At 71.4% G+C, this 22,156-nt stretch carries 23 protein-coding genes, 1 tRNA gene and 1 pseudogene; 11 read left to right on the plus strand and 14 right to left on the minus strand.

The genetic code is table 11. The annotated features are described in order from the left end of the window. Positions 1-66: 66 nt before the first annotated feature. Positions 67-1,512, plus strand: a complete 1,446-nt coding sequence (locus ABWI07_RS08325) for an MFS transporter (RefSeq protein WP_353818098.1) — start codon at positions 67-69, stop codon at positions 1,510-1,512. A gap of 75 nt (positions 1,513-1,587) precedes the next feature. Here ABWI07_RS08325 and ABWI07_RS08330 read toward each other — a convergent pair whose 3' ends face one another. The 3 genes from ABWI07_RS08330 to ABWI07_RS08340 all read right to left on the minus strand — a co-directional run bounded on the left by ABWI07_RS08330 (position 1,588) and on the right by ABWI07_RS08340 (position 3,921). After that, a complete protein-coding gene (locus ABWI07_RS08330) occupies positions 1,588-2,184 on the minus strand; it encodes an HD domain-containing protein (protein ID WP_353818099.1) in 597 nt (198 codons plus the stop codon). A 241-nt stretch (positions 2,185-2,425) separates the two neighbouring features. Next, positions 2,426-3,235, minus strand: coding sequence for an SDR family oxidoreductase (locus tag ABWI07_RS08335; protein WP_353818100.1), 810 nt, complete (start codon positions 3,233-3,235; stop codon positions 2,426-2,428). Beyond that, a complete protein-coding gene (locus tag ABWI07_RS08340) occupies positions 3,232-3,921 on the minus strand; it encodes a hypothetical protein (protein ID WP_149261051.1) in 690 nt (229 codons plus the stop codon). The genes ABWI07_RS08335 and ABWI07_RS08340 overlap by 4 nt, the downstream gene beginning before the upstream one ends. Positions 3,922-4,016: 95 nt before the next feature. On the opposite strand from ABWI07_RS08340, the gene ABWI07_RS08345 reads away from it, so the two are divergent. The 3 genes from ABWI07_RS08345 to ABWI07_RS08355 all read left to right on the plus strand — a co-directional run bounded on the left by ABWI07_RS08345 (position 4,017) and on the right by ABWI07_RS08355 (position 6,988). Further along, on the plus strand, positions 4,017-4,682 hold the full coding sequence (locus tag ABWI07_RS08345; RefSeq protein ID WP_149261052.1) for a TetR/AcrR family transcriptional regulator: 666 nt from the start codon (positions 4,017-4,019) through the stop codon (positions 4,680-4,682). A 216-nt stretch (positions 4,683-4,898) separates the two neighbouring features. Continuing rightward, a complete protein-coding gene (locus ABWI07_RS08350; RefSeq protein ID WP_353818101.1) occupies positions 4,899-6,509 on the plus strand; it encodes an FAD-binding oxidoreductase in 1,611 nt (536 codons plus the stop codon). A 152-nt stretch (positions 6,510-6,661) separates the two neighbouring features. Beyond that, positions 6,662-6,988 (plus strand): MmcQ/YjbR family DNA-binding protein, encoded by a 327-nt coding sequence (locus tag ABWI07_RS08355; protein ID WP_353818102.1) that lies wholly within the window; start codon positions 6,662-6,664, stop codon positions 6,986-6,988. Here ABWI07_RS08355 and ABWI07_RS08360 read toward each other — a convergent pair. Beyond that, positions 6,959-7,786: pseudogene (locus ABWI07_RS08360) on the minus strand (helix-turn-helix transcriptional regulator); the annotation flags it as partial. The gene ABWI07_RS08355 and the pseudogene ABWI07_RS08360 sit on opposite strands and share 30 nt — an antisense overlap. Here ABWI07_RS08360 and ABWI07_RS44475 point away from each other — a divergent pair. Then, positions 7,781-7,885 (plus strand): hypothetical protein, encoded by a 105-nt coding sequence (locus ABWI07_RS44475; RefSeq protein WP_502912806.1) that lies wholly within the window; start codon positions 7,781-7,783, stop codon positions 7,883-7,885. The pseudogene ABWI07_RS08360 and the gene ABWI07_RS44475 sit on opposite strands and share 6 nt — an antisense overlap. 10 nt (positions 7,886-7,895) lie before the next feature. Then, positions 7,896-8,336, plus strand: coding sequence for a DUF6069 family protein (locus ABWI07_RS08370; RefSeq protein ID WP_353818103.1), 441 nt, complete (start codon positions 7,896-7,898; stop codon positions 8,334-8,336). Positions 8,337-8,396: 60 nt separating this feature from the next. Here the strand turns inward: ABWI07_RS08370 and ABWI07_RS08375 are convergent, their stop codons facing one another. Then, positions 8,397-9,011: a TetR/AcrR family transcriptional regulator gene (locus ABWI07_RS08375; RefSeq protein WP_353818104.1), complete on the minus strand. Its 615-nt coding sequence runs from the start codon at positions 9,009-9,011 to the stop codon at positions 8,397-8,399. A gap of 225 nt (positions 9,012-9,236) precedes the next feature. Here ABWI07_RS08375 and ABWI07_RS08380 point away from each other — a divergent pair, with 225 nt between their 5' ends. Further along, the gene (locus ABWI07_RS08380; protein WP_353818105.1) at positions 9,237-10,166 is read left to right on the plus strand and encodes a metal-dependent hydrolase; all 930 of its coding nucleotides are present in this window, start codon (positions 9,237-9,239) and stop codon (positions 10,164-10,166) included. A gap of 5 nt (positions 10,167-10,171) precedes the next feature. Continuing rightward, positions 10,172-11,050 carry an alpha/beta fold hydrolase gene (locus tag ABWI07_RS08385; RefSeq protein ID WP_353818173.1) on the plus strand — a complete coding sequence of 293 codons (879 nt, stop codon included), beginning with the start codon at positions 10,172-10,174 and terminating at the stop codon, positions 11,048-11,050. Positions 11,051-11,252: 202 nt separating this feature from the next. Here ABWI07_RS08385 and ABWI07_RS08390 read toward each other — a convergent pair whose 3' ends face one another. From ABWI07_RS08390 to ABWI07_RS08400, 3 genes are all read right to left on the minus strand, one after another. Continuing rightward, a complete protein-coding gene (locus ABWI07_RS08390) occupies positions 11,253-12,245 on the minus strand; it encodes a CU044_5270 family protein (protein WP_353818106.1) in 993 nt (330 codons plus the stop codon). A gap of 2 nt (positions 12,246-12,247) precedes the next feature. Then, positions 12,248-12,847, minus strand: coding sequence for an RNA polymerase sigma factor (locus ABWI07_RS08395; RefSeq protein ID WP_149261060.1), 600 nt, complete (start codon positions 12,845-12,847; stop codon positions 12,248-12,250). A gap of 278 nt (positions 12,848-13,125) precedes the next feature. Further along, on the minus strand, positions 13,126-13,899 hold the full coding sequence (locus ABWI07_RS08400) for an SDR family oxidoreductase (RefSeq protein ID WP_149261061.1): 774 nt from the start codon (positions 13,897-13,899) through the stop codon (positions 13,126-13,128). A 182-nt stretch (positions 13,900-14,081) separates the two neighbouring features. On the opposite strand from ABWI07_RS08400, the gene ABWI07_RS08405 reads away from it, so the two are divergent. Further along, a complete protein-coding gene (locus ABWI07_RS08405) occupies positions 14,082-14,927 on the plus strand; it encodes a helix-turn-helix transcriptional regulator (RefSeq protein WP_353818107.1) in 846 nt (281 codons plus the stop codon). An 81-nt stretch (positions 14,928-15,008) separates the two neighbouring features. Here ABWI07_RS08405 and ABWI07_RS08410 read toward each other — a convergent pair whose 3' ends face one another. Next, on the minus strand, positions 15,009-15,395 hold the full coding sequence (locus ABWI07_RS08410) for a hypothetical protein (RefSeq protein WP_149261063.1): 387 nt from the start codon (positions 15,393-15,395) through the stop codon (positions 15,009-15,011). Positions 15,396-16,468: 1,073 nt separating this feature from the next. Here ABWI07_RS08410 and ABWI07_RS08415 point away from each other — a divergent pair. Continuing rightward, positions 16,469-16,879, plus strand: coding sequence for a PPOX class F420-dependent oxidoreductase (locus ABWI07_RS08415; protein ID WP_149261065.1), 411 nt, complete (start codon positions 16,469-16,471; stop codon positions 16,877-16,879). Between the two features lie 49 nt (positions 16,880-16,928). Then, positions 16,929-17,483, plus strand: coding sequence for a dihydrofolate reductase family protein (locus tag ABWI07_RS08420; RefSeq protein WP_353818108.1), 555 nt, complete (start codon positions 16,929-16,931; stop codon positions 17,481-17,483). Positions 17,484-17,717: 234 nt separating this feature from the next. Here ABWI07_RS08420 and ABWI07_RS08425 read toward each other — a convergent pair whose 3' ends face one another. The 5 genes from ABWI07_RS08425 to nagA form a co-directional block, all read right to left on the minus strand. Then, a complete protein-coding gene (locus ABWI07_RS08425) occupies positions 17,718-18,746 on the minus strand; it encodes a sigma-70 family RNA polymerase sigma factor (protein WP_235036996.1) in 1,029 nt (342 codons plus the stop codon). Between the two features lie 645 nt (positions 18,747-19,391). Continuing rightward, positions 19,392-19,465: transfer RNA gene (locus ABWI07_RS08430), tRNA-Ala, on the minus strand. Between the two features lie 47 nt (positions 19,466-19,512). Continuing rightward, on the minus strand, positions 19,513-20,046 hold the full coding sequence (gene sepX, locus ABWI07_RS08435; RefSeq protein ID WP_353818109.1) for a divisome protein SepX/GlpR: 534 nt from the start codon (positions 20,044-20,046) through the stop codon (positions 19,513-19,515). A 215-nt stretch (positions 20,047-20,261) separates the two neighbouring features. After that, positions 20,262-20,882 (minus strand): GNAT family N-acetyltransferase, encoded by a 621-nt coding sequence (locus tag ABWI07_RS08440; RefSeq protein WP_149261257.1) that lies wholly within the window; start codon positions 20,880-20,882, stop codon positions 20,262-20,264. A 93-nt stretch (positions 20,883-20,975) separates the two neighbouring features. Further along, entirely contained in the window at positions 20,976-22,106 is a 1,131-nt protein-coding gene (nagA, locus tag ABWI07_RS08445; protein ID WP_353818110.1) for an N-acetylglucosamine-6-phosphate deacetylase, read from the minus strand. Between the last annotated feature and the right edge of the window lie 50 nt (positions 22,107-22,156).

Below are 22,156 nucleotides of genomic sequence, written 5' to 3' on the forward strand. Positions count from 1 at the left end.
CCTAGCCGACCCTAGCCTGGGGCGAGCAACACGATGTGATCACATTGATTAGACTGGCGGTGGGACGTGACCCGAACCGGACCGGACGGTGCCCGCACGACCGCCGAGGCGCCGGCCGCACGCGCGTCCCGGGTGATCCTCGCCCTCGCCTGCGCCGCCCAGTTCATGGTCGTGCTGGACGTCTCGGTGGTGAACGTCGCACTGCCCTCGATCCAGGCGTCCCTGGGCTTCGCGGCCACCGACTTGCCGTGGGTCGCGGGCGCCTACACGCTCGCCTTCGCCGGCTTCCTGCTCCTGGGCGGGCGACTGGCCGATCTCTACGGGACCAGACGCGTCCTCGTCGCCGGCCTCGCCCTGTTCACCGTCCCGAGCCTGATCGGCGGCCTGGCGACCACGCCCGCGCTGCTGATCGCGGCGCGCGCGGCGCAGGGGGTCGGCGCCGCCGTCCTCGCTCCGGCGACCCTGACCGTCCTCACCACCACGTTCCCCGAAGGCCCCCGCCGCACCCGCGCCCTCGCCGTCTGGACGGCGGTGAGCCTGGCGGGCGGCGCGGCGGGAAACCTCGTCGGCGGCGTCCTCACGCAGTCGCTGTCCTGGCGCTGGATCCTGCTGATCAACGTGCCGATCGGCGCGGCCGCGCTCGCCCTGACCGGCCGCCTGCCCGCCGCCCGCCGCCGCACCGGGCGCGCCGCCCGCCTCGACCTTCCCGGCGCCGCCACGGCCACCGCCGGCCTGGCGCTGCTCGCCTACGGCATCATGCAGGCCGGACCGCGCGGCTGGGACGACCCGGTGACCGCGGCCGCCCTCGCCGCCGCGGCCCTCCTCCTCGCGGCGTTCGCGCTCATCGAGACGCGCCTCGCCCGCGACCCGCTGATCCCGCCGCGGCTGTTCCGCATCCGGGCGGTCTCCGCCGGGAATGCGGTCATGCTGCTCGCGGGCGCCTGCTTTCAGGTGCCGATGTGGTACTTCCTGACCCTCTACATGCAGGACGTCCTGCACTACACCGCGCTGGAGACGGGCCTCGGCTTCCTCCCGCACACGCTCCTGACGATGATCGTCGGCCTGCGCGCCACCCCGCGGCTGATGAGGCGGGTCGACGACCGGGCCCTCGTCATCGCCGGGGCCCTCGTCGCGGCCGCCGGCTTCCTGTGGCAGAGCCGCATCACCGCGGACGGCGGCTACCTCTCGGCCGTGCTCGGCCCGGCGGTCCTCATGTCCGTCGGCGGCGGCCTGCTCAACACGCCCCTGACGGCCACCGTCACCTCCGGCGTCACCGAGCGCGACGCCGGGGCGGCCTCCGGCCTGATGAACACCGCCAAACAGGTGGGCGGCGCCCTAGGCCTGGCCGCCCTCACCGCGGCCGTCGCAGACCATGCCCCCACCCCGCCGTCCCTCGCGGACGCCTACGGCGACGCCTTCCTGATCATGGCGGTCATGCTGCTCGCCATCGCCGCCGCCTCCCTCGCCCTCCCGCCCAGACGCGACCCCGCGGCCGCGGACACGCCGCGGTGAGCCGGAAGGCCGTACTCCTCGAGGGCGGCAAGAGCATCGGCCGGCACATTCGCAGTCCTGAATCCGGCGGCGGGGTCACGGGAGGTCTTCAGGGTTTCTGGGGGTGTTCAGGGCTTGGGTTAGCCAGGCTAGGGAGCCGGTTTTCTGGGTCTGCTCGGCGAGGCGTTTGGCCGACGGGGTCTGGAGTTGGGCCAGTGAGCTGTCTATCCACGGTTGGGTGTTCCGGTTGCCCTGCTCCCGGTACTCGATGGCCTGGATGAGGCACTCCAGTTTGTCGGCGTCGCGGGCGCACAGCGCCTCGGCGCTGTCCTTGCCCTCGTACTCCGCTACGGCACCCGTGATCAGGGCGGCCACCGCTTCCGGCAGGCCGCGTGTCTGGTGCTCGGTGACCTGCTCGTTGGGCGCCTTCTCCACGTACGGTCTGGCCAGGTACGGGAGGTCCGTGAGGCGCGTCTCCTGGCTGTCGTGGAAGAGGCTCAGCAGCGCGGCGCGGGCGGGGTCGGCGCCCTCCAGCGCGGCCAGGACGCTCGCGATGACCGCCGTACGGAACGAGTGGTCGGCGATGCTCTCCGGGGCGTTCACCCCCGCCACGAGCCAGCCCGTGCGCTTGTAGCGCTTGAGCAGGCCGATCTCGTACAGGAAGCCGGCCAGCCGCTCCGTCTCGCTCGCCATGCCCGCCCTTCTCTCCCCGGTCGTCCGCCGGACCAGGCTTTCACGTGCTCGTGGCGCGCCGGGGGATCAGGCGGGATTCAGCTCGGTGGTCCCCACAGGCGCCGGCGTCCTCACCCCGGACGTCGGCGGCTCCGCCACCACCGCCGACGTCACCGCGGCGATCATCGACCACCTGCGGTGACCGGAGCGCCGCCGGGCGGACAGGGCGTCCCCGCTGTGCCGCGTCCGCCCGGACAGCGGGTCAGGGGCCGGTGCGGTCGAGGTAGGCCCGCCGCTCGTCGGGGTCGAAGTCGCCGGGCGGACGGTGGCGGGTGACGACGCGTTTGAGGGTTTCCAGCGCCGGTTCGGGCAGGGCCTGCTCCACGGCGCCCATGGGGGCGAGCCAGCGCGGCACGGTGACCTCCCGGCGGCCGTGCCGGGCACTGGCGACGATCGCCTCGGCGACGTCCTCGGGCTTCAGCGTCGGCTGGAGGTCGAGGGAGACACCGGAGGTGAGGTCGGTGCGGGTGGCGGCCGGCATGATCGTGGTGAGGGTGACGCCGGTGCCGTGCAGCTCGGCGCGGACGGCGCGCGACAGCGCGGCCACGGCGAACTTGGTGGCGCAGTAGACCGCGATGCCGGGGGTGGTCACCTTGGCGGCCATGGACGCCACGTTCACGATGTGGCCGCGCCCCCGGGCGATCATGTCCGGCAGGACGAGGTAGGTGCCGTTGACCACACCGGCCAGGTTGACGGCGATCTCGTGGTGGTGGCCGGCCAGCGACTGCTCGGAGAACGCGCCCATCCGCATGATGCCCGCGTTGTTGACCAGCATGTCGACCGGGCCGTCCGCGCGGGCGGCGTCCAGGAACGCCCGGAAGCCCTCCGGATCGGTGACGTCCAGCAGATGGCCCTTCACACCCAGGTCGGACGCCGTCTCGGCGACCGCGTCGCCGTCGACGTCCCCGATCCACACGCGCGCGCCGCGGGCGGCGAGCGCGGCGGCCGTGCAGCGGCCGATGCCCCGGGCGGCCCCGGTCACGCACACCACCGCGCCCTTCAGCTCGATCATGCGCGCAGCCCGGCGACCGGTTCGCGGAGCGCGAAGTGGGCGACCGTGCGGATCTCGCCGCTGTGCATGGTCAGCAGGGCGCGGCCCAGGTACAGGCCGGGCAGGAGCTCCACGATCTCGTCGCGGGTCCGCTTGATCGGGAACGTCCGCACGCTCGGGTTGCGATAGGCGCTCACGCCGTAGTCCAGGGCCCGGACCGGGATGTGGGGCTCGATCAGCCCGGTGTCCAGGCGGTGGTCGAAGTCGAACCCCTCCATCGCGTTCCCGGCGCGGCGCAGCCCGCCGTAGCGGGGGGCGATCACCCGCATCGCGTACCGGGCGAGCGGGATCAGCCGGTTGAAGCCGGTTCCGGCGGCGGCGTCGAAGGTCTTGCCCAGCCAGGTCGGGTCGATCGCCAGCAGCGGGTTCGCCAGCGCCGCCTCCGGGATGCCGAACAGCCGGCCGACGATCAGGCCCTCCAGCCTCCCGTCCAGCTCGCCCGGGGGCAGTCCGCGGGCGAACAGCGCCGAGATCGCGGCGCGGTCGTTCTTGCGCCCCAGTTCGCGCAGGTACTCCCAGCCCGCGACCCGGGCCCGGCAGGGCGAGACGGCGGCGAGCGCCCGCAGCTCGTCCAGCAGCGGATCGCCCGATCCCGCGGCTTCGCCGGCCGGGCGCGGCACCGCGGCGGCGGCACGTTCGGTGGTCATCGAGAACCTCCACGGATCGAATCTGGTACAGTTTTGTACCAGATGGCGGGCGGGAGGTGTCAAGAGCGGGTCCGGCGGGATGCCACCATGACCTGGTGGCAGACGAGACGGTCCGGCGGCGCGCCTACGGAGGGCAGTCCGCCGACCAGCGCAAGGCGGTCCGCCGCGGGCGGCTCATCGACGCCGCCCTCACCTCCATGGCCGACGGCGCCTGGCGGGCCGAGACCGTCGCGCGGCTGTGCGCCCGAGCGGAGTTGAACAAGCGCTACTTCTACGAGAGCTTCACCGACCTCGACCAGCTCGCCGTCGCGGCCATCGACCAGATCGCCCAGGAGGTCGGCCAGGCCGCACTCGACGCCTACGCCGCCTCCGCCGGCCTCCCTCTGGCCGGCCAGGCCCGCGCCGCCATCGGCGCGGTCGTCCACGGCCTGGCCGACGACCCCCGCAAGGCGCGCGTCCTGTTCGGCATGGTCGGCGGCCCGCCGCTCATCCAGCAGCACCGGGCCGCCGTCGTCCAGGGCCTCACCGAGATCCTCATGGACCACGCCCGCGCCATCCACGGCGTCGAACTCGCCGCCGACAGCCTCGCCCGGACGGCCCCGCCCTTCGTGGTGGGCGGCACCGCCGAAACCATCCTGGCCTGGGTGAACGGCACCGTCGCCGTCCCGCTCGACATCCTCATCGACGACCTGACGACCCTGTGGCTGATCACCGGCAACGGTGCCGCCGACCACGCCCGCCACCGCGTCCGCAACCCCTGACCCCGCCGCCCGAACGGCGGCCGGCAGAAGGCCGCTCCGGGGGCGTCGACCGCCAGAGATCTTCCAACGATCTACTACTCAGAGCATTCACAGCGACACTCTGGGTCAACTACTAGTGGAGGGAACGGACGTATCCGGGCGTCCCCCGCGTCCCGGATCGGCCGCCTCCTTCCGCCCGGCCGGGTCACCGGCTCGAGTCCCCCCGGAGGTCAGTGCATGCCCCCCAACCCTCCGCCGTTCGAACCCGAAAAGCGTCCCGCCATCACCATCGGACCCGACGACGGCCGGTACCCCACGCTGAGCCGCGGCTTCAACCAGCGGTGGATCGCCCACCCGGAGTACGTGCGGCTGATCACCTCCTCGGACGGCGTGGTGACCGCGCTGCGGGAGGCGGTCAACCAGAAGCCCGCCGACCCGAAGCGCACGCGCGTCACCGTCCGGTCCGGCGGCCACTGCTACGAGGACTTCGTGTGCGGCGACGACGTCCGGGTGATCCTGGACCTCAGCCCGATGTGCGGCATCGCCTACGACCCGCGCCTGGAGGCCTGGGCCGTCGAGGCGGGCGCCACCAACTGGCACGTCTACAGCCACCTGTTCCCGCTGTCGGGCCGCACCCTGCCCGCCGGATCGTGCTACTCGGTCGGGCTCGGCGGACACATCACCGGCGGCGGCTACGGGCTGCTGTCGCGCCAGGCCGGCCTGACGGTGGACTACCTCTACGCCGTCGAGGTCGCCGTGGTCAACCGCGACCGCACCGTGGACCTGGTGGTCGCCACCCGCGACGACCCCGACCCCCACGTGCGGGACCTGTGGTGGGCGCACACGGGCGGAGGCGGCGGCAACTTCGGCGTCGTCACCCGGTTCTGGTTCCGGGACCTGCCCACCCCGCCCCGCAAGGTCCTCATCACCGCCCGCGCCTGGCCGTGGTCCGGCTTCAAGGAGAAGAAGGACTTCATTCCACTGGTCGCCAACTACTGCGACTACTTCGCCCGCCACCAGGACCCCGGCACCGCGGCCGGACGGCTGTTCGCCCTGCTGACCCTCAACCACCGCGCCAACGGCGAGATCGGCCTGGTCGCCCAGGTCGACACCGCCACCGACGATCCCGGCGACACCAAGGACGCGGGTGTCGCCGCGATGCAGGACTTCCTGCGCCAGGTCGACAGCCGCGCCGTGCCGGACTCGAGGCCGATGTGGGAGTCGGTCGCCGAGCACGCCGCCATCCCCAACGCATGGCACCCCCGCATGATGCCGTGGCTGACCGCCACGCAGGCCCTCAACGGCTCCGGGGAGAACCGCTGCGGCAAGTACAAGTCGGCCTACCTGCGCAAACCCCTCACGGACGACCAGATCGGCGCCATGTGGGACTACCTCGGCAACGCCCACTTCAAGGACTACGACAACAAGGCGGCGGTCATCCAGATCGACTCCTACGGCTCGGCGGTCAACCGTCCGCCCCGCGACACCGCCACCCGGCAACGCGACTCGATCCTGAAAATGCAGTACCAGGTGTACTGGAACCGGCCCAGCGACTCGCTCCCCGACCACGAGGCCGAGGCGCGGCATCTGAAATGGATCCGCGAGACCTACCGCGCCACCTTCGCCGAGACCGGCGGCGCCCCGGAGACCGGCGGCCGAAGCGACGGCTGCTACATCAACTACCCGGACGTCGACCTGTCCGACGGCAACTGGAACAAGTCCGAACAGCCCTGGTCGCAGCTGTACTACAAGGACGCCTACGACCGCCTGCAGCGCATCAAGGCCCGCTGGGACCCCCTCAACGTCTTCCACCACGGCCAGTCCATCCAACCCAAGTCCACGCGCTGAAAGCACGGGCCCCGAGCATCCGCCACTGCCGGCGCCCCCGCCGAGTGAGACGGTCTCGGCGGGGGCGGTCCTCCCATCGGCCGGGCAGGACCGGTGACCGCGGTGGTTTCGACGGCGGTGAAGCGTCCGACCCGGCTGGTACACCTTCGGGCATGCGTCCTGAGGAGTTCCTGCACATGGTGCTCGACCTGCCGGAGGTCACCGAACGCGAGGCGTTCTCGAACCTGACCGGCTTCCGGGTCCGCGACAAGGGGTTCTGCTATCTCAACGAGGACGAGGGCTTCGTCCTGCTCAAGGCCACCCGGGAGGAACAGGCCGCCCTCGTCGCCGACGACCCCGGCACCTTCTCCCCGTCCTGGGCCAGTGGGCGCTTCGCATGGGTGGAGGTCAAGCTGGCCAGCGTCGACCCCGAGGAAATGAGAGAGCTGGTCACCGAGGCCTGGCGGCTCTCAGCCCCGAAACGCCTCGCGGCCGGATGACGGCTCGGCGTCCTCCGTCCGGTCCGGCCGGCCAGGAGTGCGGCTGTCGCGCCGGTGGCGCCCGGGGGAGACACCGAACTCGCGCTTGAACGCGTTGGCGAAGGAGAACTCCGAGGCGTACCCGACTTGCTCCGCCACGGCGCTCAGCGGAGCGTCGGAGTCGCGTAGCAGCCGCATCGCGGTCGTCAACCGCCACCAGGTCAGGTACGCGAGCGGCGGCCGCCCCACCAGCGCCGTGAAACGGCGGGAGAAGGCGGCCCGCGACAGTCCCGCGTGCGCGCCCAGGCTCGCGACGGTCCAGGGCCGTGCCGGATCGTCGTGGATCGCCCCCAACGCGGCGCTGACGGCGGGATCGGCGAGCGCCGCCGCCCATCCGGTGGCCCCGCCGTCCGCCGGTTGGTCGGCGAACCAGGCCCGCAGGATGTAGAGCAGCAGCGTGTCCAGCAGCGGGTGGACGCGAGCGGCGTCGAGCTCGTAGGCCCCGCACAACGTCACCGTGGTCGAAGCACCGGCGGGTGCCCGGCCGACCGGCGGCGCGGCGTACCTGCGTTCGAACCTGGGGCCTTCCCGCGGGTCGCAGACGTGTTCGGCCAGCGGCGTGGACGGAGCGTCGGCCAGGCCGTGCCGACCCGCGTGGGGCAGGAACACCACGTCGCCGACGGCGAGCGGGAAGGGCTCACCCTCTTCGGGAATGAGCCAGCAGGGGCCGCGCAGGACGATCTGGAATCCCGCCGCGCCCGCAACGGCCCCGGTCAGCTCGCGGAACTCGTCGCCCTCATCGACGCGGGCGCGGTGCGGGTGGACGCCACGGCGTCCCGCCCCCTCACCGAACTGCCGGCCGTGCACCGCGACGCCGAAGCCGGCCGCACCAGCGGCAAGGCCATCCTCATTCCCTGAAGGAGCCCAGATGACGACCACTCCCACCCGCCCGGCCGGTCAGAACCTCCGCCGCTACGCCTACGCGGTGGGCGGCGCCGTCCTGGCCACGGTCCTGGTGTGGACCGCGGCGCACGGCCTGGGCGTCGACCTTCGCGTTGATCCCGGCGATGGACGGCCCGGCCAGGTGGTCGGCCTGCCCCTCACCGCCGGCGTCACGTTCGTCGTGGGTCTGCTCGCCTCGGCCACGCGGGCGGCGCTGGACCGGTTGACCGACCGCGCTCCGGCCATCTGGACCGGATCGGCCTTCATCGTGCTGCTGGTGTCGTTCGTGCCGGTGCTGTACGTCGAGGCGTCAAGCGGCACCCGGCTCATCCTCGGGTCGCTGCACCTGATCGTCGCCGCCGTACTCGCCCCGCTCCTGAGCCGCCGGAACCGGCCGGTTCCGCACCGCGAGCGACCCGCGAAGTAGCGCCCACCGGCTCGGCCCCAATACGGGGCCGAGCAGAGCGCGTTCCCGGACGGGGCGGGATCACGGTTGGTCGGGGTCGCTGCGCGGGACGAGGTTGCGGCGGGCGAGGCGGGTCAGGCGGGCGACGGTCGTCTCGGTGGGGTCGAGGGGTTGGAGCAGGTGGCTGGCGGTGAGGCGGACGAGGGCGTCGGCGGTGGCGGTGACGTCCTCCTCGTCCAGATGGGGTGCGCGGGCGGTGATGTGCTCCTGCAGCACCTGCCCGGCGAGGGTGATCAGAGGCTGGGAGTTGGCGGTGAGGAGGCCGAGCAGGGTGTCGCCGCCGTGGTCGCCGGACAGCACGGCGCGCAGCAGCGGGTTGGCCGAACCCTCGGTGAGTCCGTAGCGGACGGCGGCTTCGATCGCGGCGACGGGGTCGTCGTGCGTGGCGAGCCGGTCGGCGACGCCGTCGAGGAACCGTGCGGCCTCGCGGTTCAGCAGGGCCTGGCCGATCTCGTCCTTGGAGGAGAACTCCTTGTAGAGGGTCTGGCGGCTGACGCCCACTTCGGCGGCGATCGCGGTCATGGTGACCGCCGCCCAGCCCCGGTCGACCAGGAGCCGGTACGCGGCGTCGAGGGCGTCGTGATGCAGCTGGTGGCGAACTCGCGCGTGGAAGTTGGCCGGTGCGGAACTGTTCACAGGCTCGACACTATCAAGCGGACTGTCCATATAGCTGACATCAACCCAATCACTACGCCATGGGTGACAGATATGACCTGAACGTTCTCTCCCTTGACAGTCGATCAAAGAGTGTCAACATGGAGGCATGCCGAGCCGACGTGCCGTCCGCCGCCCTCGGCGTCCGCCCTGGTTCGGCCTCCGCCATGGCGAACGCCCGCGGGATGTCACAAGGAGAACGCCACCGTGACCGACCTGCAGATCCGCAAGATCCCATTCGAGTTCGACGAGTCCGTGCCCTTCCAGTGGAATCCCGCCAATCCCGACTTCGGCCTGCTGGTCAACGCGCTCAGCGTGCTGGCCATCGCCTTCGAGCGGTACATCCTCGGCGTCACCCGGCAGGTCCTCCCGAGGCTGAGCGACCCCGGGATCGTCGAGGAGGCCGAGGCCTTCCTGCGGCAGGAGGGGCAGCACTCGCGCGCACACCGGCTCCACGTCAACGCGCTCATCCGGCAGTACCCCGGTCTGCGGGACGTCCTGGACGGCGCGATCGCCGACTACGACCGGCTGCGGGAGCGGGAGTCGCCCGAGTTCGGCATCGCCTACATCGCCGCCGTCGAGGCCACGTTCACGCCGCTGTTCAAGATGATGCTCGACAACCGCTCGACGCTCTTCAGCCCGGGCGACGCGAGGGTCGCCTCCCTGCTGGTGTGGCATCTGGTCGAAGAGATCGAGCACCGCAGCTCGGCGCTGGTCATCTACCACGGGCTGATCGACGACCCCTGGTACCGCACCCGGACGGCCCCGCGGGTCTTCGGGCATCTGACCCGGCTCTACGGTGAGGTCATCGAAGGCTTCCACCGCCACGTACCGCCCGAGGACCTGCAAACCGATCTCCGCCGCATCAACTCCAAGCAGGCCTGGGTGCGGGAGGCCGCGGTGCACCTCCCCCTCATCGGACCCCGGAGGCGCTCGTCGGACCGTCCGACCGCCTTCCAAGCGGTGCCCGGCCGCCAGCTCATGGTGGCCCTCCTGCGGCTCCTGCTGTCGCAGACCCCGCACCACCGACCGGCCGACGAGCCCCTGCCCGCCTGGGCCGAGACCTGGTTCGCCGCCTACGACGAGGGCGCGGACATGACCCGCTTCGAAGGCAAGCCCCTGCGGAGCGCCTCTTGAGCGACATGACGGAGATCGACATGATTCAGCCGCTACGCACGATCAAAGCCAACGGTCTGGATTTCGGCTACCTGTCGGCCGGGCCGGACGACGGCCCGCTCGCCCTGTGCCTGCACGGCTTCCCCGATTCGGCCTACTCCTGGCGGCATCTGCTCCCCGAGCTCGCCGCGGCGGGCTATCACGCGGTCGCCCCGTTCATGCGCGGCTACGCGCCCACCGAGGTGCCGTCGGACGGGGCCTATCAGAGCGGGGCGCTCGCGGCCGACGCGAACGCGCTGCACGAGGCGCTCGGCGGCGGCTCGGACGCGGTACTGATCGGCCACGACTGGGGCGCGATCGCCGCGTACTCGGCCGCCGCCCACGCACCGGACCGCTGGAGGACGGTCGTCACCCTGGCGGTCCCGCCCGTGTCCGCCATGCTGAACGCGTTCTTCGGCTACGAGCAGTTCAAGCGGTCCTTCTACATCTTCCTGTTCCAGACCCCTCTCGCCGAGCTGGCGCTCACCCCGGACTTCATCGAGGGCCTGTGGCGCGACTGGTCCCCCGGGTACGCCGCGGCCGAGGACGTGGCGCACGTCGTCCAGTGCCTGAGCGAGCCGGCCAACGTCGCGGCCGCGATCGGCTACTACCGCGCGCTGCTGGACGTTTCACACCATCTCCAGGCCTATGCCGAGGAGCAGGCCGCGGCCGGCCGCAAGGGGGAACGCGCGATCCTCTACCTGCACGGCGCGGCCGACGGCGCCCTGGCGGCCGACCTCGTGCGGGACGCCGAGCAGGGGCTGCCGCAGGGGTCGAAGATGGAGATCATCGAAGGAGCGGGCCACTTCCTGCACCTTGAGCAGCCGCGGGAGATCAACGCCCGCATCCTGAACTGGCTCACCTGACGGTCTCGGCTAGGCCGGCGGTCGCGGACGGCCAGGCCGGCGCTGGCAGAAGTGCCGACCGACCGCTGATCACACCGTCCCGACCGGGCCCAGCGGTCCGGGCCGTCCGCATCTGCGAACGGCCCGAACCCGGCGGACGCCGGCTATGTGACGGAGTCGGCGACGCGGGACCCGGTGACGCCGGTGACGGCCAGGGGCCTTCTCATCCCCGGGTTCCGGGCCGGTCGACGATGGCGGTGCCCAGCTGGGCGGACCAGCCGAGCTTCTGGCCCTTCGTGAACCGCGCGGTGCCGTCGCCGCCGGTCGACGTGTGGTCCTTGACGGCGATGGCGCGGTGCCCGAGGTAGGCGAAGGTGGTCGGGTCGATGATGACGTCGGTGCGCAGGTAGCCCTCGTCGATCCGGTAGAGGGCGACGCCGTGGCGCCCGGCCGCATCGGTCACGTCCCTGGCGAACCGGACGCCGGGGATCGCGGCGAGCGCACCGTACAGCGCCGCGCGCAGCTTCGGCGGCAGGACGCTGCGGCTCATCAGGTCCTGGATCGTGGTGAACGCCCCGGCGTCGCGCCCGAGGGGCGTCTGCCCCGACTGCTGGTAGACGAGCGCCAGCAGGGCCTTCGGGTCGGTGGGCAGCGACCGGAGGTAGGTGTAGTCGGGGCGCGGCACGGCCGAGCGGTCCATCGGCGTGGTCGGAGCGTTCTCGAGCCGTCCGCCGTTCTCCATGGTCGCCCGCCGCATGCCGTCCACCCGGATCCAGCGTTCGACGGTGGTGCGCTTGTCAGGTCGTCCCGACAGGGAGCCGGCAGTGCCCGCGGAGGACGTCGCGAGCAACTCCTTGACGTAGGTCCACTGGTCTGGGCGCGGGTTCCAGGCGGGTTCGGTCGCCGCCTTGAGCGAGGCCCGGTGGGTCAGCTCGGCGGCGGACGCGACGGGCCCGGCGGGCAGGCCCGGGATGCCGGACCGGCGATGGCCGTCCTCGTCCACGCCTCCCAGGTTCTGGGCGACGGTGATCCCGGCCGCGGCCGTGACGGCCAGGGCGCCGACGGCCACGAGCCGGACGCCGGTGCGCGGCAGCCGGACGCGGCGTCCCCGCTCGCCGAATCCCGCGGTCACCCGCGACCGGACCGCGGCGAGCCGTACCGGCTCGGGCTCGGCCAGGGAGGCCCGCATGTTCCGCAGCGTGTTCAGTTCGTCCATGGTCAGTCCTCACTCGTCGTCGGGGTGCCGAGGGCCGCGCGCAGGCTCCGCCGGGCGCGGTTGAGACGGGAGCGCACCGTGCCGACCGGCACGTCCAGGGCGCGGGCGACCTCTTCGTACGAGAGGTCGCCCCAGGTGTAGAGGAGCAGCGCGTCGCGGTCGCGCTTCTTCAGCGACGCGAGGGCGGCGGCCAGCCGCGAGCCCTCCGCCTGCGCGGAGACGGCGTCGGCCACCCGCTGCGCGTGGCCCTCGGCGGCGAGGGGGTCGGCGCCGGAGCGGGCGTACGCGCGGTACATCCGCACCTCGGCCCGCCGCCGCTCGCCGATCAGGTTGGTGGCGATGCCGTACAGCCACGGCGCCGCGTCCGTACGCGAGAGGTCGTAGCGGTCCCGGCGGCGGAAGGCGATCAGGAACGTGTCGGCGACGACGTCGTCGGCGGCGTCGGGGCCGAGACGGCGCGCGGCGTACCCGCGCAGCCGGTCGGCGTGGCGATCGAAGATCGCTGCGAAGAGTTCGGGTTCTCTCCGCGACCGCTCGATGAGGCTCGCGTCGTCGACGTCGGTCGAGAACGCGGCCTTCGAGCCTGGCGGCGCTTCGGCCATAGAGCGGTGTCCCTTCGTCAGGGCCCGTTGCGGGCACCGGGGTCACCTCTCCTTGGCCGACGGCACGGTCCGGGTTCACGGCCGGTGCTGGAGGCCGCCGCTCATCGGGTGAGGGTCGAAAACCCGTCAGAGCCGGACCCGGTCTGGAGGCTAAGCGATCACAGCCGTACCGATCCGGGGAACCCGTTCGCGAACGGAGCCGATCCGACTCCATAAGTCGCGCGCGAGGCGGCGAGCCCGGGCCCCGCCGCCATGCGGAGCCCGGGCCGCGCCGGGGGTCAGGAGGGCTGGCCGGTGGGCATGATGGTGACCTGCTGGAGGTTGACGCGCGGCGGCAGCGCGGCAAGGAAGCCGATGGTGGCGGCGACGTCCTGCGGAGTGAGCCACTCCATCGTCTCCTTGGAGCCCTCAAGCCACTCCTGGGCGCCGGGGTCGGTGACGTGGCTCTGCAGCTCGGTGCCGACGATTCCGGGCTCGATCGCCGCCACCCGCACGTTCTTGGCGCCGAGTTCGACGCGCAGGTGCCGCGACAGGTGCGTGACGTACGCCTTGGTGGCCGAGTACACCGCGAAGTTGGGGAAGATGTTCTGCGCGGCGATCGACGAGGTGTTGATCAGGTCGGCGACGCCGCGCTCGGTTCCGGCCGCGACCAGCTGCGGGACGAACGCGCCGATCGTGTTCATCAGGCCGGTGACGTTCAGGTCGATCTGGTGCTTCCACTGGTCGGCGGCCAGCTCCTCGACCGGCGCCGGAAGCATCACCCCGGCGTTGTTGAACAGCAGGTCCGCGCCGCCCAGCTCGGCGGCGACCCGGTCGGCGGCGGCCTGGACCGCGGCGGCGTCGGTCACGTCCACGCCGATCGCCACGGCGGAGCCGCCGTCCTTCTCGATCCGCGCGACGAGATCGGCGAGCCGGTCCTCGCGGCGGGCCAGCAGCACGACGGTCGCGCCCTGGGCGGCGAGCTGCTCGGCGGTGGCCTCGCCGATACCGCTGGACGCACCGCTGATCACTGCGACGCGGCCCGACAGCGGGGTGGCGGAGGTCTGAGTCATGGTCCAACCCTTCAGGTGACGTTCCCGGCCGGCGGTCACCGACCGTCACCTTCAGAACATCAGCCAGAACACCGCCTGAAATCGCCTAAGACGACCTTGCTAGGGCAGGCACCGGCAAAACAGGTACCGGCAGGACCACCCTCGGTGGTCACCCACGGGCCGTCCCGGCACACACTGGGGGTATGGCCGCCAACAGGGAGCTCGCGGACTTTCTGCGCACCCGCCGCGCACGGATCAACCCGGACGAGACCGGCCTGCCCTCCGACGGGCGGGTACGGCGGGTGCCCGGACTGCGCCGCGACGAGATCGCCCGGCTCGCGGGCGTCAGCACCGAGTACTACACCCGCCTGGAACAGGGCCGCGCCACCAACCCCTCCGCCGAGGTCGTCGACGCCTTGTGCCGGGCCCTGCGCATGGATCCCGCCGAATGCGAGCACCTGCGCGACCTCCTGGCCAGGCCCGCCCCCGCCCGCCGCACCCCCGCGCCTCCGCAGCGGGTCCGTCCCGGCCTGCACCTGATGCTCCACACCCTGGAGCACGTCCCCGCCTTCATCCTCGGCCGCCGCACCGACGTACTGGCCACCAACCGGCTCGCCCGCGAGGTCCTCACCGACTTCGACGCCCTGCCCGTCCCGCAGCGCAACCTCGCCCGCTACTACCTCCTCGACCCCGCCGCCCGCGAGCAGGTCGGCGACTGGGAACGCATCGCCGCCGAGACCGTCGCCGTCCTCCGCCTCGAAGCGGGCCGCCACCCCCACGACAGGCAGCTCGCCGACCTGATCGGCGAACTCACCGTCAAATCACCCGAGTTCTCCACCTGGTGGAACGACCACCGCGTCCTGCGCCGAACCCACGGCACCAAGCGCTACCACCACCCCGTCGTAGGCGACCTGGAGTTCGCCTACGAGTCCTTCCAGGTCCCCGGCGACACCGAGCAGACCCTGTGCGTCTACAACGTCGAACCCGCCTCCCCCACCGCCGAGGCCCTAAGCCTCCTCACAAGCTGGACCGCCCCCCACTCCACCTGATCCGTACGGCGGAGCAACAGACCCATGACTAGACGCAGGTCATCGAAACAACGGCCGCCGTGGGCCCCTGCCCCGCTCTCCTCAGCCCTCGCCGAGAGCGGTGACGAGCTGCTGCGCCGCCCAGGCCACTTCGATATCGGGATCCAGCACCAACCGACGCGCAGTGAGAACTCCGGCCCTGACCGCCCGATGAGCCGAACGTTCCCAATTCGCCTTCAGCACATAATCCGGCGAGCCTGGCGACTCCGCTGCGGCCCGGCTCCAGGCGCGACTACACCAAATCTCGTGCAGAAACCGCAGGATCTCGGACCGACATGCCACCTGCGGCGCCTGTGCCAACTCCCACAACAGCGGAACGGCCGCAGCGGTCGCCTCCTCGACCGCGATGCCGTCCCGGCACAGTCGGAAGCGCAGGTCGTCCAACGCCAGGGCCGACTCAGCCGGACCGCCCCACGCGACCTTCGCCAACAGCGACGGAACTCCGACCGCTGACCCCGAGGAATCTCGAAGCTCACCCCAGGGCACCGATCTCACTCGCTTGAGCAACGTCCCCACACCAGCCCCCTAGAAACGATCGCCGCCCCCGACCACGCGACTCAACGCCCGCGAATCCGAACCCAGACGCAATCAACCAGGAGCGGCCAACGCGCCTCACCCATGGCTGCACAGCTCTTGTCAGCCATCCGATCCATTCGCCCAGTTGATGAGCAGCCCTTCCGTCCCGTCGATGTCGGTTATGACAAGCGCTACCGGCAACCCCTGCTCACTCCAGGTGTTCCAGATCGCCCACCCCTCGGGACAGGGTCCACGTTGAGCCGCTGACATGCCGTCTCGTAGTCGTCGTCCATCCCGAACGGCATGGCCGCCGGCCGGAGCATGATGACTCTTCGGCGAAAGCCTCGTTGACCACGGCGCGACTACGAGCTTCGATCTCTCGCAGATACTCGGACTCGCTCATCTCAGGACCAGCCACGGCGCCACTCTGACACGACGCCTCCAAGCGAACACCTGATTTTCCCGGCGCCATGGAGCCAAGCATTGCCGGGAGCAACGCGCGCTACCACCGCCTCTCGACGGTGCCCTCGGTCGCGACTCGCGCCTTGGGGAGGGTGCGGAGTTTGGCCCGCCGGCCACGCCGCCGAACTCGGGCAAGACGTCGCTCATCGGCCCGTCCGTCGTCCTCCAGCCGGAGACGCCGCTGCAATCTGCTCTCGACCCAATCCCCCAACGGCAGCCCGGGCTCCTTGCGCCATGCCTTCGGACGCCGACGCGCCAGACGCTCCTCGACCTCGACCGCCTTCCCCATGTCGGGCCGCCCCGCAGCTTCCTGAAGAAGCTGACGAAGCCGATGGCGGTTAGCACGATTGGGAAACCGCTTGTTCAACCGAACGGCTGCCTGAGGCGCGTTTTCCGCCTTGCGATTCCTCTGGCCCCGCTGCTGGATCTTCATTGCTGATCCGACTCATCCGAGTCGGTCGGGGCGGCAGAGGCGGGGCGACCCGCCACGCCCCGCATCAACCACTCGTCAGCGGAGAAGGCCCTTGACCGTCAACCTGCCCGCCACCGCCCGTGAGCTGCTCGACGGGCCGCATGCCGCGATCCTGGCCACCACGAACCCCGACGGCCGGCCGCAGTCCTCAGTGATCTTCGTCAAGCGCGAGGGCGACACGGTCGTCTTCAGCACGATCAGGGGGCGGCAGAAGACCCGCAACATGGAGCGCGATCCCCGCATAAGCCTGCTCGTGCTGGCACACGCGTCCGGCTACGTGGAGATCCGCGGAACGGTGACGATCACCGACGACCCCGACAAGGCGCTCCTTCACGAGATGTACGACCGCTACATGGACGGCGCGGCACCGCCGCCCGAACCCGAGGCCGAGCGAGTGGCGGTGCGCATCACCGCCGACCGGATCCACGTGTGGCCTCCCGAACCCGTCAGTCAGCAGAACTGACACCCGAGCCGCACCACCATCGGTTCCGCACAATTGGAAAGGACGACATATGCGCAAGATCGTCGAGTCGACGCTGATGAGCCTCGACGGGGTCGTGGACGACCCCGGATCCTGGGCTCTGGACTACTTCGACGACCAGTTCCTCAAGGAGGCCTTCGAGCTCCTGCAGGGATGCGACGCCATGCTCATGGGACGCGGCATCTACGAGGACCTGTCCTGGCGGTGGCCGGGGCAGACCGGAGACTTCGCCGACGCGATCAACGGGATCCGAAAGTACGTGTTCTCCTCGAAGCTCGAACGAGCGGACTGGAACAACTCCGTGATCGTGCGGGGCGACGTGGTCTCCGAGGTGCGGAAGCTGAAAGAGGAGGGCGGCGGCGACCTGGTCGTCTTCGGCCATGGACAGCTCTCGCACACCCTCCTCGAGCACGGCCTCCTCGATCGGCTCCGCTTCGCGGTTCACCCCGTCGTCGTCGGCCGGCCGCTGGGAGCGGTCCGTGAGAACCCCAAGACGCCGCTGACCTTGGTCGGTACGCATTCCCGTGAGTCCGGTGTCGTCGTACTGAACTACACCGTCGGGAAGGACGCGGGCAGGGCCTCCTAGCGCACACTCACGTGTTCCGATGCCCGGCCCCGAGCGGCCGGCTGGAGTTCCTGGTCATCGTTCCCGCACGCGCCTGCGGCTTGTAGGTGTCGCGACCGTCAGAACCGCCGCGTTCCCGGGCACCCCCCACCTGATCGTGTGAGCAGGTGGGGGGTGCCGGTCGAGTCGTCACTTCTGGCGGGAAAGGAGCGTGATATCGCCGCGGAAAGCGTCCAGGCCGAGCCAAGTCCACGCTCAGTTGCAGGGGAATACCGGCGGGAAGCCGAACTTCGGCAGCAGTGCGGGTTCACCGAAAAGCGTGATGCGTTCTATGCCGTCAGAGGCGACCGTGAGCACTGCGATGCCGAACGCGGCGTAGGTCCCGTCGTCGGTTCGCAGATAAGCGGCGGCGGCGGGTTGCCCGTTCGCGCTCGTGGGAAACATGCGCCAGGTACCGGGTGGCCCCATGACGTCCCCGATATAACGCAGACACGTCTCCAGACCGGAGAACCATGTGCTGTAGCCGGTCATCTCCAGGGCGGCGTCCTTCCGCAGCGCCTGCTCGAGAGCGGTCAGGTCGCCGTTCTCGAAGGCCGCCATGTATTGATCGAGCAGAGCGCGCGCCTCCGGCTCGGTCGGCTCAGCGACGCCTTCCTGCGCTGTCACTTGGGCCATGCCGGAGCGAGCACGCTGAAGCAGGCTCTTCACAGCCGCCACCGAGGTGCCCAGCATGGCGGCCACGTCCGCGGCGGGGAAGTCCAACGCCTCCGTCAGGATGAACACCGCTCGCTGCCGCGGCGGCAGATGCTGCAGGCCCGCGACGAGGGCCAGCCTGAGCGTCTCCCGCGCGGTCACGATGGCGGCGGGATCGGCCGGTCCCGCCGTCACCGCCGCGTCCGGAAGGGGCTCAAGCCACATGACGTCGGCTCTCTCCACCGGCGCGATGTGGGGGTCCTCACTCGCAGGGCCCAGTCCCGACGGCAGAGGGCGGCGGCCGCGTCGCTCGCGGGCTCTGAGGCACACATTGGTTGCGATCTTGTACATCCAGGCACGGAAGGACGACCGGCCCTCGAACCCGCCGTAGGCCCGCCAAGCGCGCAAGTAGGTCTCCTGCACCAGATCCGCGGCGTCGTCAGCGGAGCCCGTCATGCGGTAGCAGTGGGCCAGAAGCTCGCGGCGAAATGGCTCCGCGAGCGCGGCGAACTCGTCCTGATCCGTTCTCCGCACTCCCTCCCCCTGCGCATCAACTCTTCCGCTCGTGACCTGAACCATCGTCCGGCTCACCCCGCTGTCTCCTCCTGCAAGCCCCTAAGGCCCTCACCAATGAAGACCCGCGACCGGCCCGAAAGGCATCGCTCATCGCCGCGGACGACGGACGCAGTTCGTCGGGGACTCACCAGGCGCCCCAGCGGTCACGCCGGCGAGGCCTTCTGGACCAACAAGCCGTCGCCGTTCGCAGGCGAGGAGGTCAGAGGTTGAGGCGGGTCACGCCGGCGATGCGCACGCTCTCACAGTCCGGCCGGATGCGCGGACAGCCAGTCCTGGAGGCGGCGGCGCTGTTCAGCGGAGCACTCATCGGCCGGAGTGTCACTCCGCGCACGTCCTGAGCCCCGACAGCCACGTGTGCCTCGCGCGCTCTTTGCGCGCCGCCTTCTCGGTATGGACGCACATGGGTTCGGCGCCCGATCCGTTCTCGACCTGGCGGCTGGTGCCGTGCGTGACTGCAGTAGGACGCCCGCCTGACAATCGCCTTCTCGTCGGGCGCGCCCCGCGGCAGGGCATTGTGAGCGCGTCGATGTGGGGTGGGGCTGACGTTGGCGCCGTATCGTGCCGGCTGGTGTTGCTCGGTATTGGTGGCGATGGGGTGCCAAATGATTAGAGGCCGGTCTGGATTTCTCCTGAACCGGCCTCTGACCTTGGATGTCTCGGTGGAGCTGAGGGGATTTGAACCCCTGACCCCCTCGATGCGAACGAGGTGCGCTACCGGACTGCGCCACAGCCCCGAGGACTCCGTAAGGTTAGCAAACATCGGGGGGTGCTCGCGCACCGGTTATTCGCCGACGGCTCGGCGGTCGTCGGCGTACTGGTCGAAGACCTCGTCGGGGGTGACGAGTTCGATGACCTCGGCGGGTTCGGCGGTCTCGGCGGCGCGGCGGGCCTGCAGGGCGCGGGCGCGGGCCGCGGCGCGGGCCTGGGCGGCGGCGCGGCGGCGGGCGGCGTCCATGCCGACGGCGACGCGGAGGAGCGCCAGGTGGCCGGCCAGGAGCAGGACCGGGGGCGCGATGATCCACCAGGGCGCGACGCCGGCGGCGGTGATCGCGACGGAGGTGAACAGGAGCGCGGCGAGGCCGGCGGTGCGGCGGCGGCGCCGGGCGATGACGGTGGCCCGGCGCACCGGGCGGCGCGGCGCCGGGGTCTCCTCGTCCGGGAGGGTCTCCTCCTCGTCGTCGGCGACGGGCTCGTCGGGGCGCTTGTGAAGAAGGCGGGAGATCCCCGTCGTCTCGGTGTCGCGGCGCAGCCACATGGGGACCAGGACGACGGCCCAGACGGCGACGATCGCGAGGTAGAGGACGGCGCTGCTCATCGGCCCCACCGCCCCAGGGCACGCTCGGCAGGCGGGCCGACTTTCGGCGCGCGAACGTGCAATGGGAGCAGGGTCACGCCCCGCACGGTACGAGGGGCTGTCAGAGGTTGACGAGCATAAGGGGCGGTGTGTCGCGAGATCGATCTCGCCGTTACTCTCCGTTTGCCGGGACTTCTCGAACGGAGGATTCTTACGGCGGGAAAGTCATGGGCGGCTCAGGTGCGCCGGGGAAATGCCTGTTTCCGGTCCGCCAGCCAGCGGGCGCGCAGGCCACCGGGCACGTCCTCGACGGTGAGGGCGTAGCAGATGTGATCGCGCCAGGCGCCGTCGATGTGCAGATGGCGGCGACGAATTCCCTCTTCGCGGAAACCGAGTTTTTCGACGACCCGGCGGCTGGCGGTGTTCTCCGGACGGATATTCGCCTCGAGGCGGTGCAGGCCGACGGTGAAGAAACAGTGGTCGACGGCGAGGGCCACGGCGGTGGGAATGACGCCGCGTCCGGCGACGCGCTTGTCGACCCAGTAGCCGATCTGCGCGGACCGCGCCGAGCCCCAGACGATCGCGCCGACGGTGAGCTGGCCGGCGAACTCGTCCTCGTGGGTGACGACCCACGGGAGGGCGAGGCCGTGGCGGGCCTCGCGGCGCATGGTGTGGACCATGCTGATGTACGGGCCGAGGCCGCTGCGGAACAGCGGCGTCTCGGGGTTGGTGGGCTCCCACGGGCGGAGCCAGTCGGCGTTGCGGACCCGCAGCTCACGCCAGACGGCGGCGTCGCGGTGCCGCAGCGGGCGCAGCCCGACAGGGCCCTCGGTCAGGGTGACCGGCCATCCCCGCAAACGTTCCACGGTTCCATGATTCCCTGGTCGGATGTCTGAACGCCATCAATTGTCGCCGAGAAATCGGGCACGCGGGGCGTTCGGGCACGGCCGTCACACGCGTCGGCCCTGTTTCATCACCCAGGCGATCTTCAGGTCGTCGTCCAGGACGGCCAGGTCCGCGTCCTTGCCGGGCTCCAGGGAGCCGACGCGGGAGTCGATGCCGAGCGCGCGCGCCGGGGTGAGGGACGCGGCCCCCGCGGCGCGTTCGATCGGCAGGCCGACGTCGGTGACGGCGCGGCGGAACGCGTCCGCCATGGTGATCGTGCTGCCCGCGATGGACGTCCCGCCCGCGAGGGTGGCGCGGCCGTCGCGGACCTCGACGTCCATCACGCCGAGGCGGTAGTCGCCGTCGCCCATCCCGGCGGCCGCCATCGCGTCGGTGATGAGCGCGACGCGGGGCGTGGCGGCGAAGGCGAGGCGGGCCACGGCGGGCTCCACGTGGACGCCGTCGTTGATCAGCTCGACGGTGACCCGGGGGTCGTTCAGGGCGGCGGCGACCGGGCCGCCCTCGCGGTGGTGCAGCGGGCGCATCGCGTTGAACAGGTGCGTCGCCACGCGGGCGCCCGCGTCGAAGGCGGCCCTGGCGGCCTGGCCGGTGCCGTCGGTGTGGCCGACGGCCGCGATCACGCCCGCGTCCACCGCCTCCCGGACGAGGTCGAGGGCGCCCGGCAGCTCGGGCGCGAGGGTGATCATGCGGACGTGCCCGCGGCCGAGGCGGACGAGCCGGCGGAACTCGGCCGGGTCCGGGTCGCGCAGCAGGGCCGGGTCGTGCGCGCCGCAGCGCGAGCGGGCCAGGTAGGGGCCCTCCAGGTGGACGCCCGCGAGCACGCCGTCGGCGGCGAGGTCGGCCAGGCCCGCGACGGCGCGGGCCAGTTCCTCCTGGTCGCCGGTGACGAGGCTCGCCATCGTGGTGGTGGTGCCGTGCGCGAGGTGGAAGGAGGCGGCCCGGTGGGCGTCGTCCGGGTCTCCGAGCTGGTAGGAGGCGCCCGCGCCGCCGTGGACGTGCATGTCCACGAAGCCGGGCACGACGTACCGCCCGTCGAGGTCGATCACCTCACCGGCGACGGGGGCGCCGGAGACGGTGCCGCCGGAGATGTGGAGGGCGCCGTCGCGGACGCCGTCCGGCAGGACGATCCGCGCGTTGGTCAAGGTGACGGCGCGGTCGTCGTCCGGCTTCGCCATGGGCCCCCCAATGCGCACATATGATCGATACTGATTGTTCCACGGCCGCA

It is taken from the genome of Actinomadura sp. NPDC000600 (assembly GCF_040492135.1).
Taxonomy (GTDB): Bacteria; Actinomycetota; Actinomycetes; order Streptosporangiales; family Streptosporangiaceae; genus Spirillospora.

Bases quoted from the DNA above. Each gene is read 5' to 3' on its own strand.
- ABWI07_RS08395 (WP_149261060.1), bottom strand. From the start codon at position 12,847: ATGGCCGAAGCGCCGCCAGGCTCGAAGGCCGCGTTCTCGACCGACGTC.
- ABWI07_RS08355 (WP_353818102.1), top strand. From the start codon at position 6,662: ATGCGTCCTGAGGAGTTCCTGCACATGGTGCTCGACCTGCCGGAGGTC.
- ABWI07_RS08385 (WP_353818173.1), top strand. From the start codon at position 10,172: ATGACGGAGATCGACATGATTCAGCCGCTACGCACGATCAAAGCCAAC.
- ABWI07_RS08330 (WP_353818099.1), bottom strand. From the start codon at position 2,184: ATGGCGAGCGAGACGGAGCGGCTGGCCGGCTTCCTGTACGAGATCGGC.
- ABWI07_RS08370 (WP_353818103.1), top strand. From the start codon at position 7,896: ATGACGACCACTCCCACCCGCCCGGCCGGTCAGAACCTCCGCCGCTAC.
- sepX (WP_353818109.1), bottom strand. From the start codon at position 20,046: ATGAGCAGCGCCGTCCTCTACCTCGCGATCGTCGCCGTCTGGGCCGTC.
- ABWI07_RS08340 (WP_149261051.1), bottom strand. From the start codon at position 3,921: ATGACCACCGAACGTGCCGCCGCCGCGGTGCCGCGCCCGGCCGGCGAA.
- ABWI07_RS08335 (WP_353818100.1), bottom strand. From the start codon at position 3,235: ATGATCGAGCTGAAGGGCGCGGTGGTGTGCGTGACCGGGGCCGCCCGG.
- ABWI07_RS08390 (WP_353818106.1), bottom strand. From the start codon at position 12,245: ATGGACGAACTGAACACGCTGCGGAACATGCGGGCCTCCCTGGCCGAG.
- ABWI07_RS08400 (WP_149261061.1), bottom strand. From the start codon at position 13,899: ATGACTCAGACCTCCGCCACCCCGCTGTCGGGCCGCGTCGCAGTGATC.
- ABWI07_RS08350 (WP_353818101.1), top strand. From the start codon at position 4,899: ATGCCCCCCAACCCTCCGCCGTTCGAACCCGAAAAGCGTCCCGCCATC.
- ABWI07_RS08420 (WP_353818108.1), top strand. From the start codon at position 16,929: ATGCGCAAGATCGTCGAGTCGACGCTGATGAGCCTCGACGGGGTCGTG.
- ABWI07_RS08405 (WP_353818107.1), top strand. From the start codon at position 14,082: ATGGCCGCCAACAGGGAGCTCGCGGACTTTCTGCGCACCCGCCGCGCA.
- nagA (WP_353818110.1), bottom strand. From the start codon at position 22,106: ATGGCGAAGCCGGACGACGACCGCGCCGTCACCTTGACCAACGCGCGG.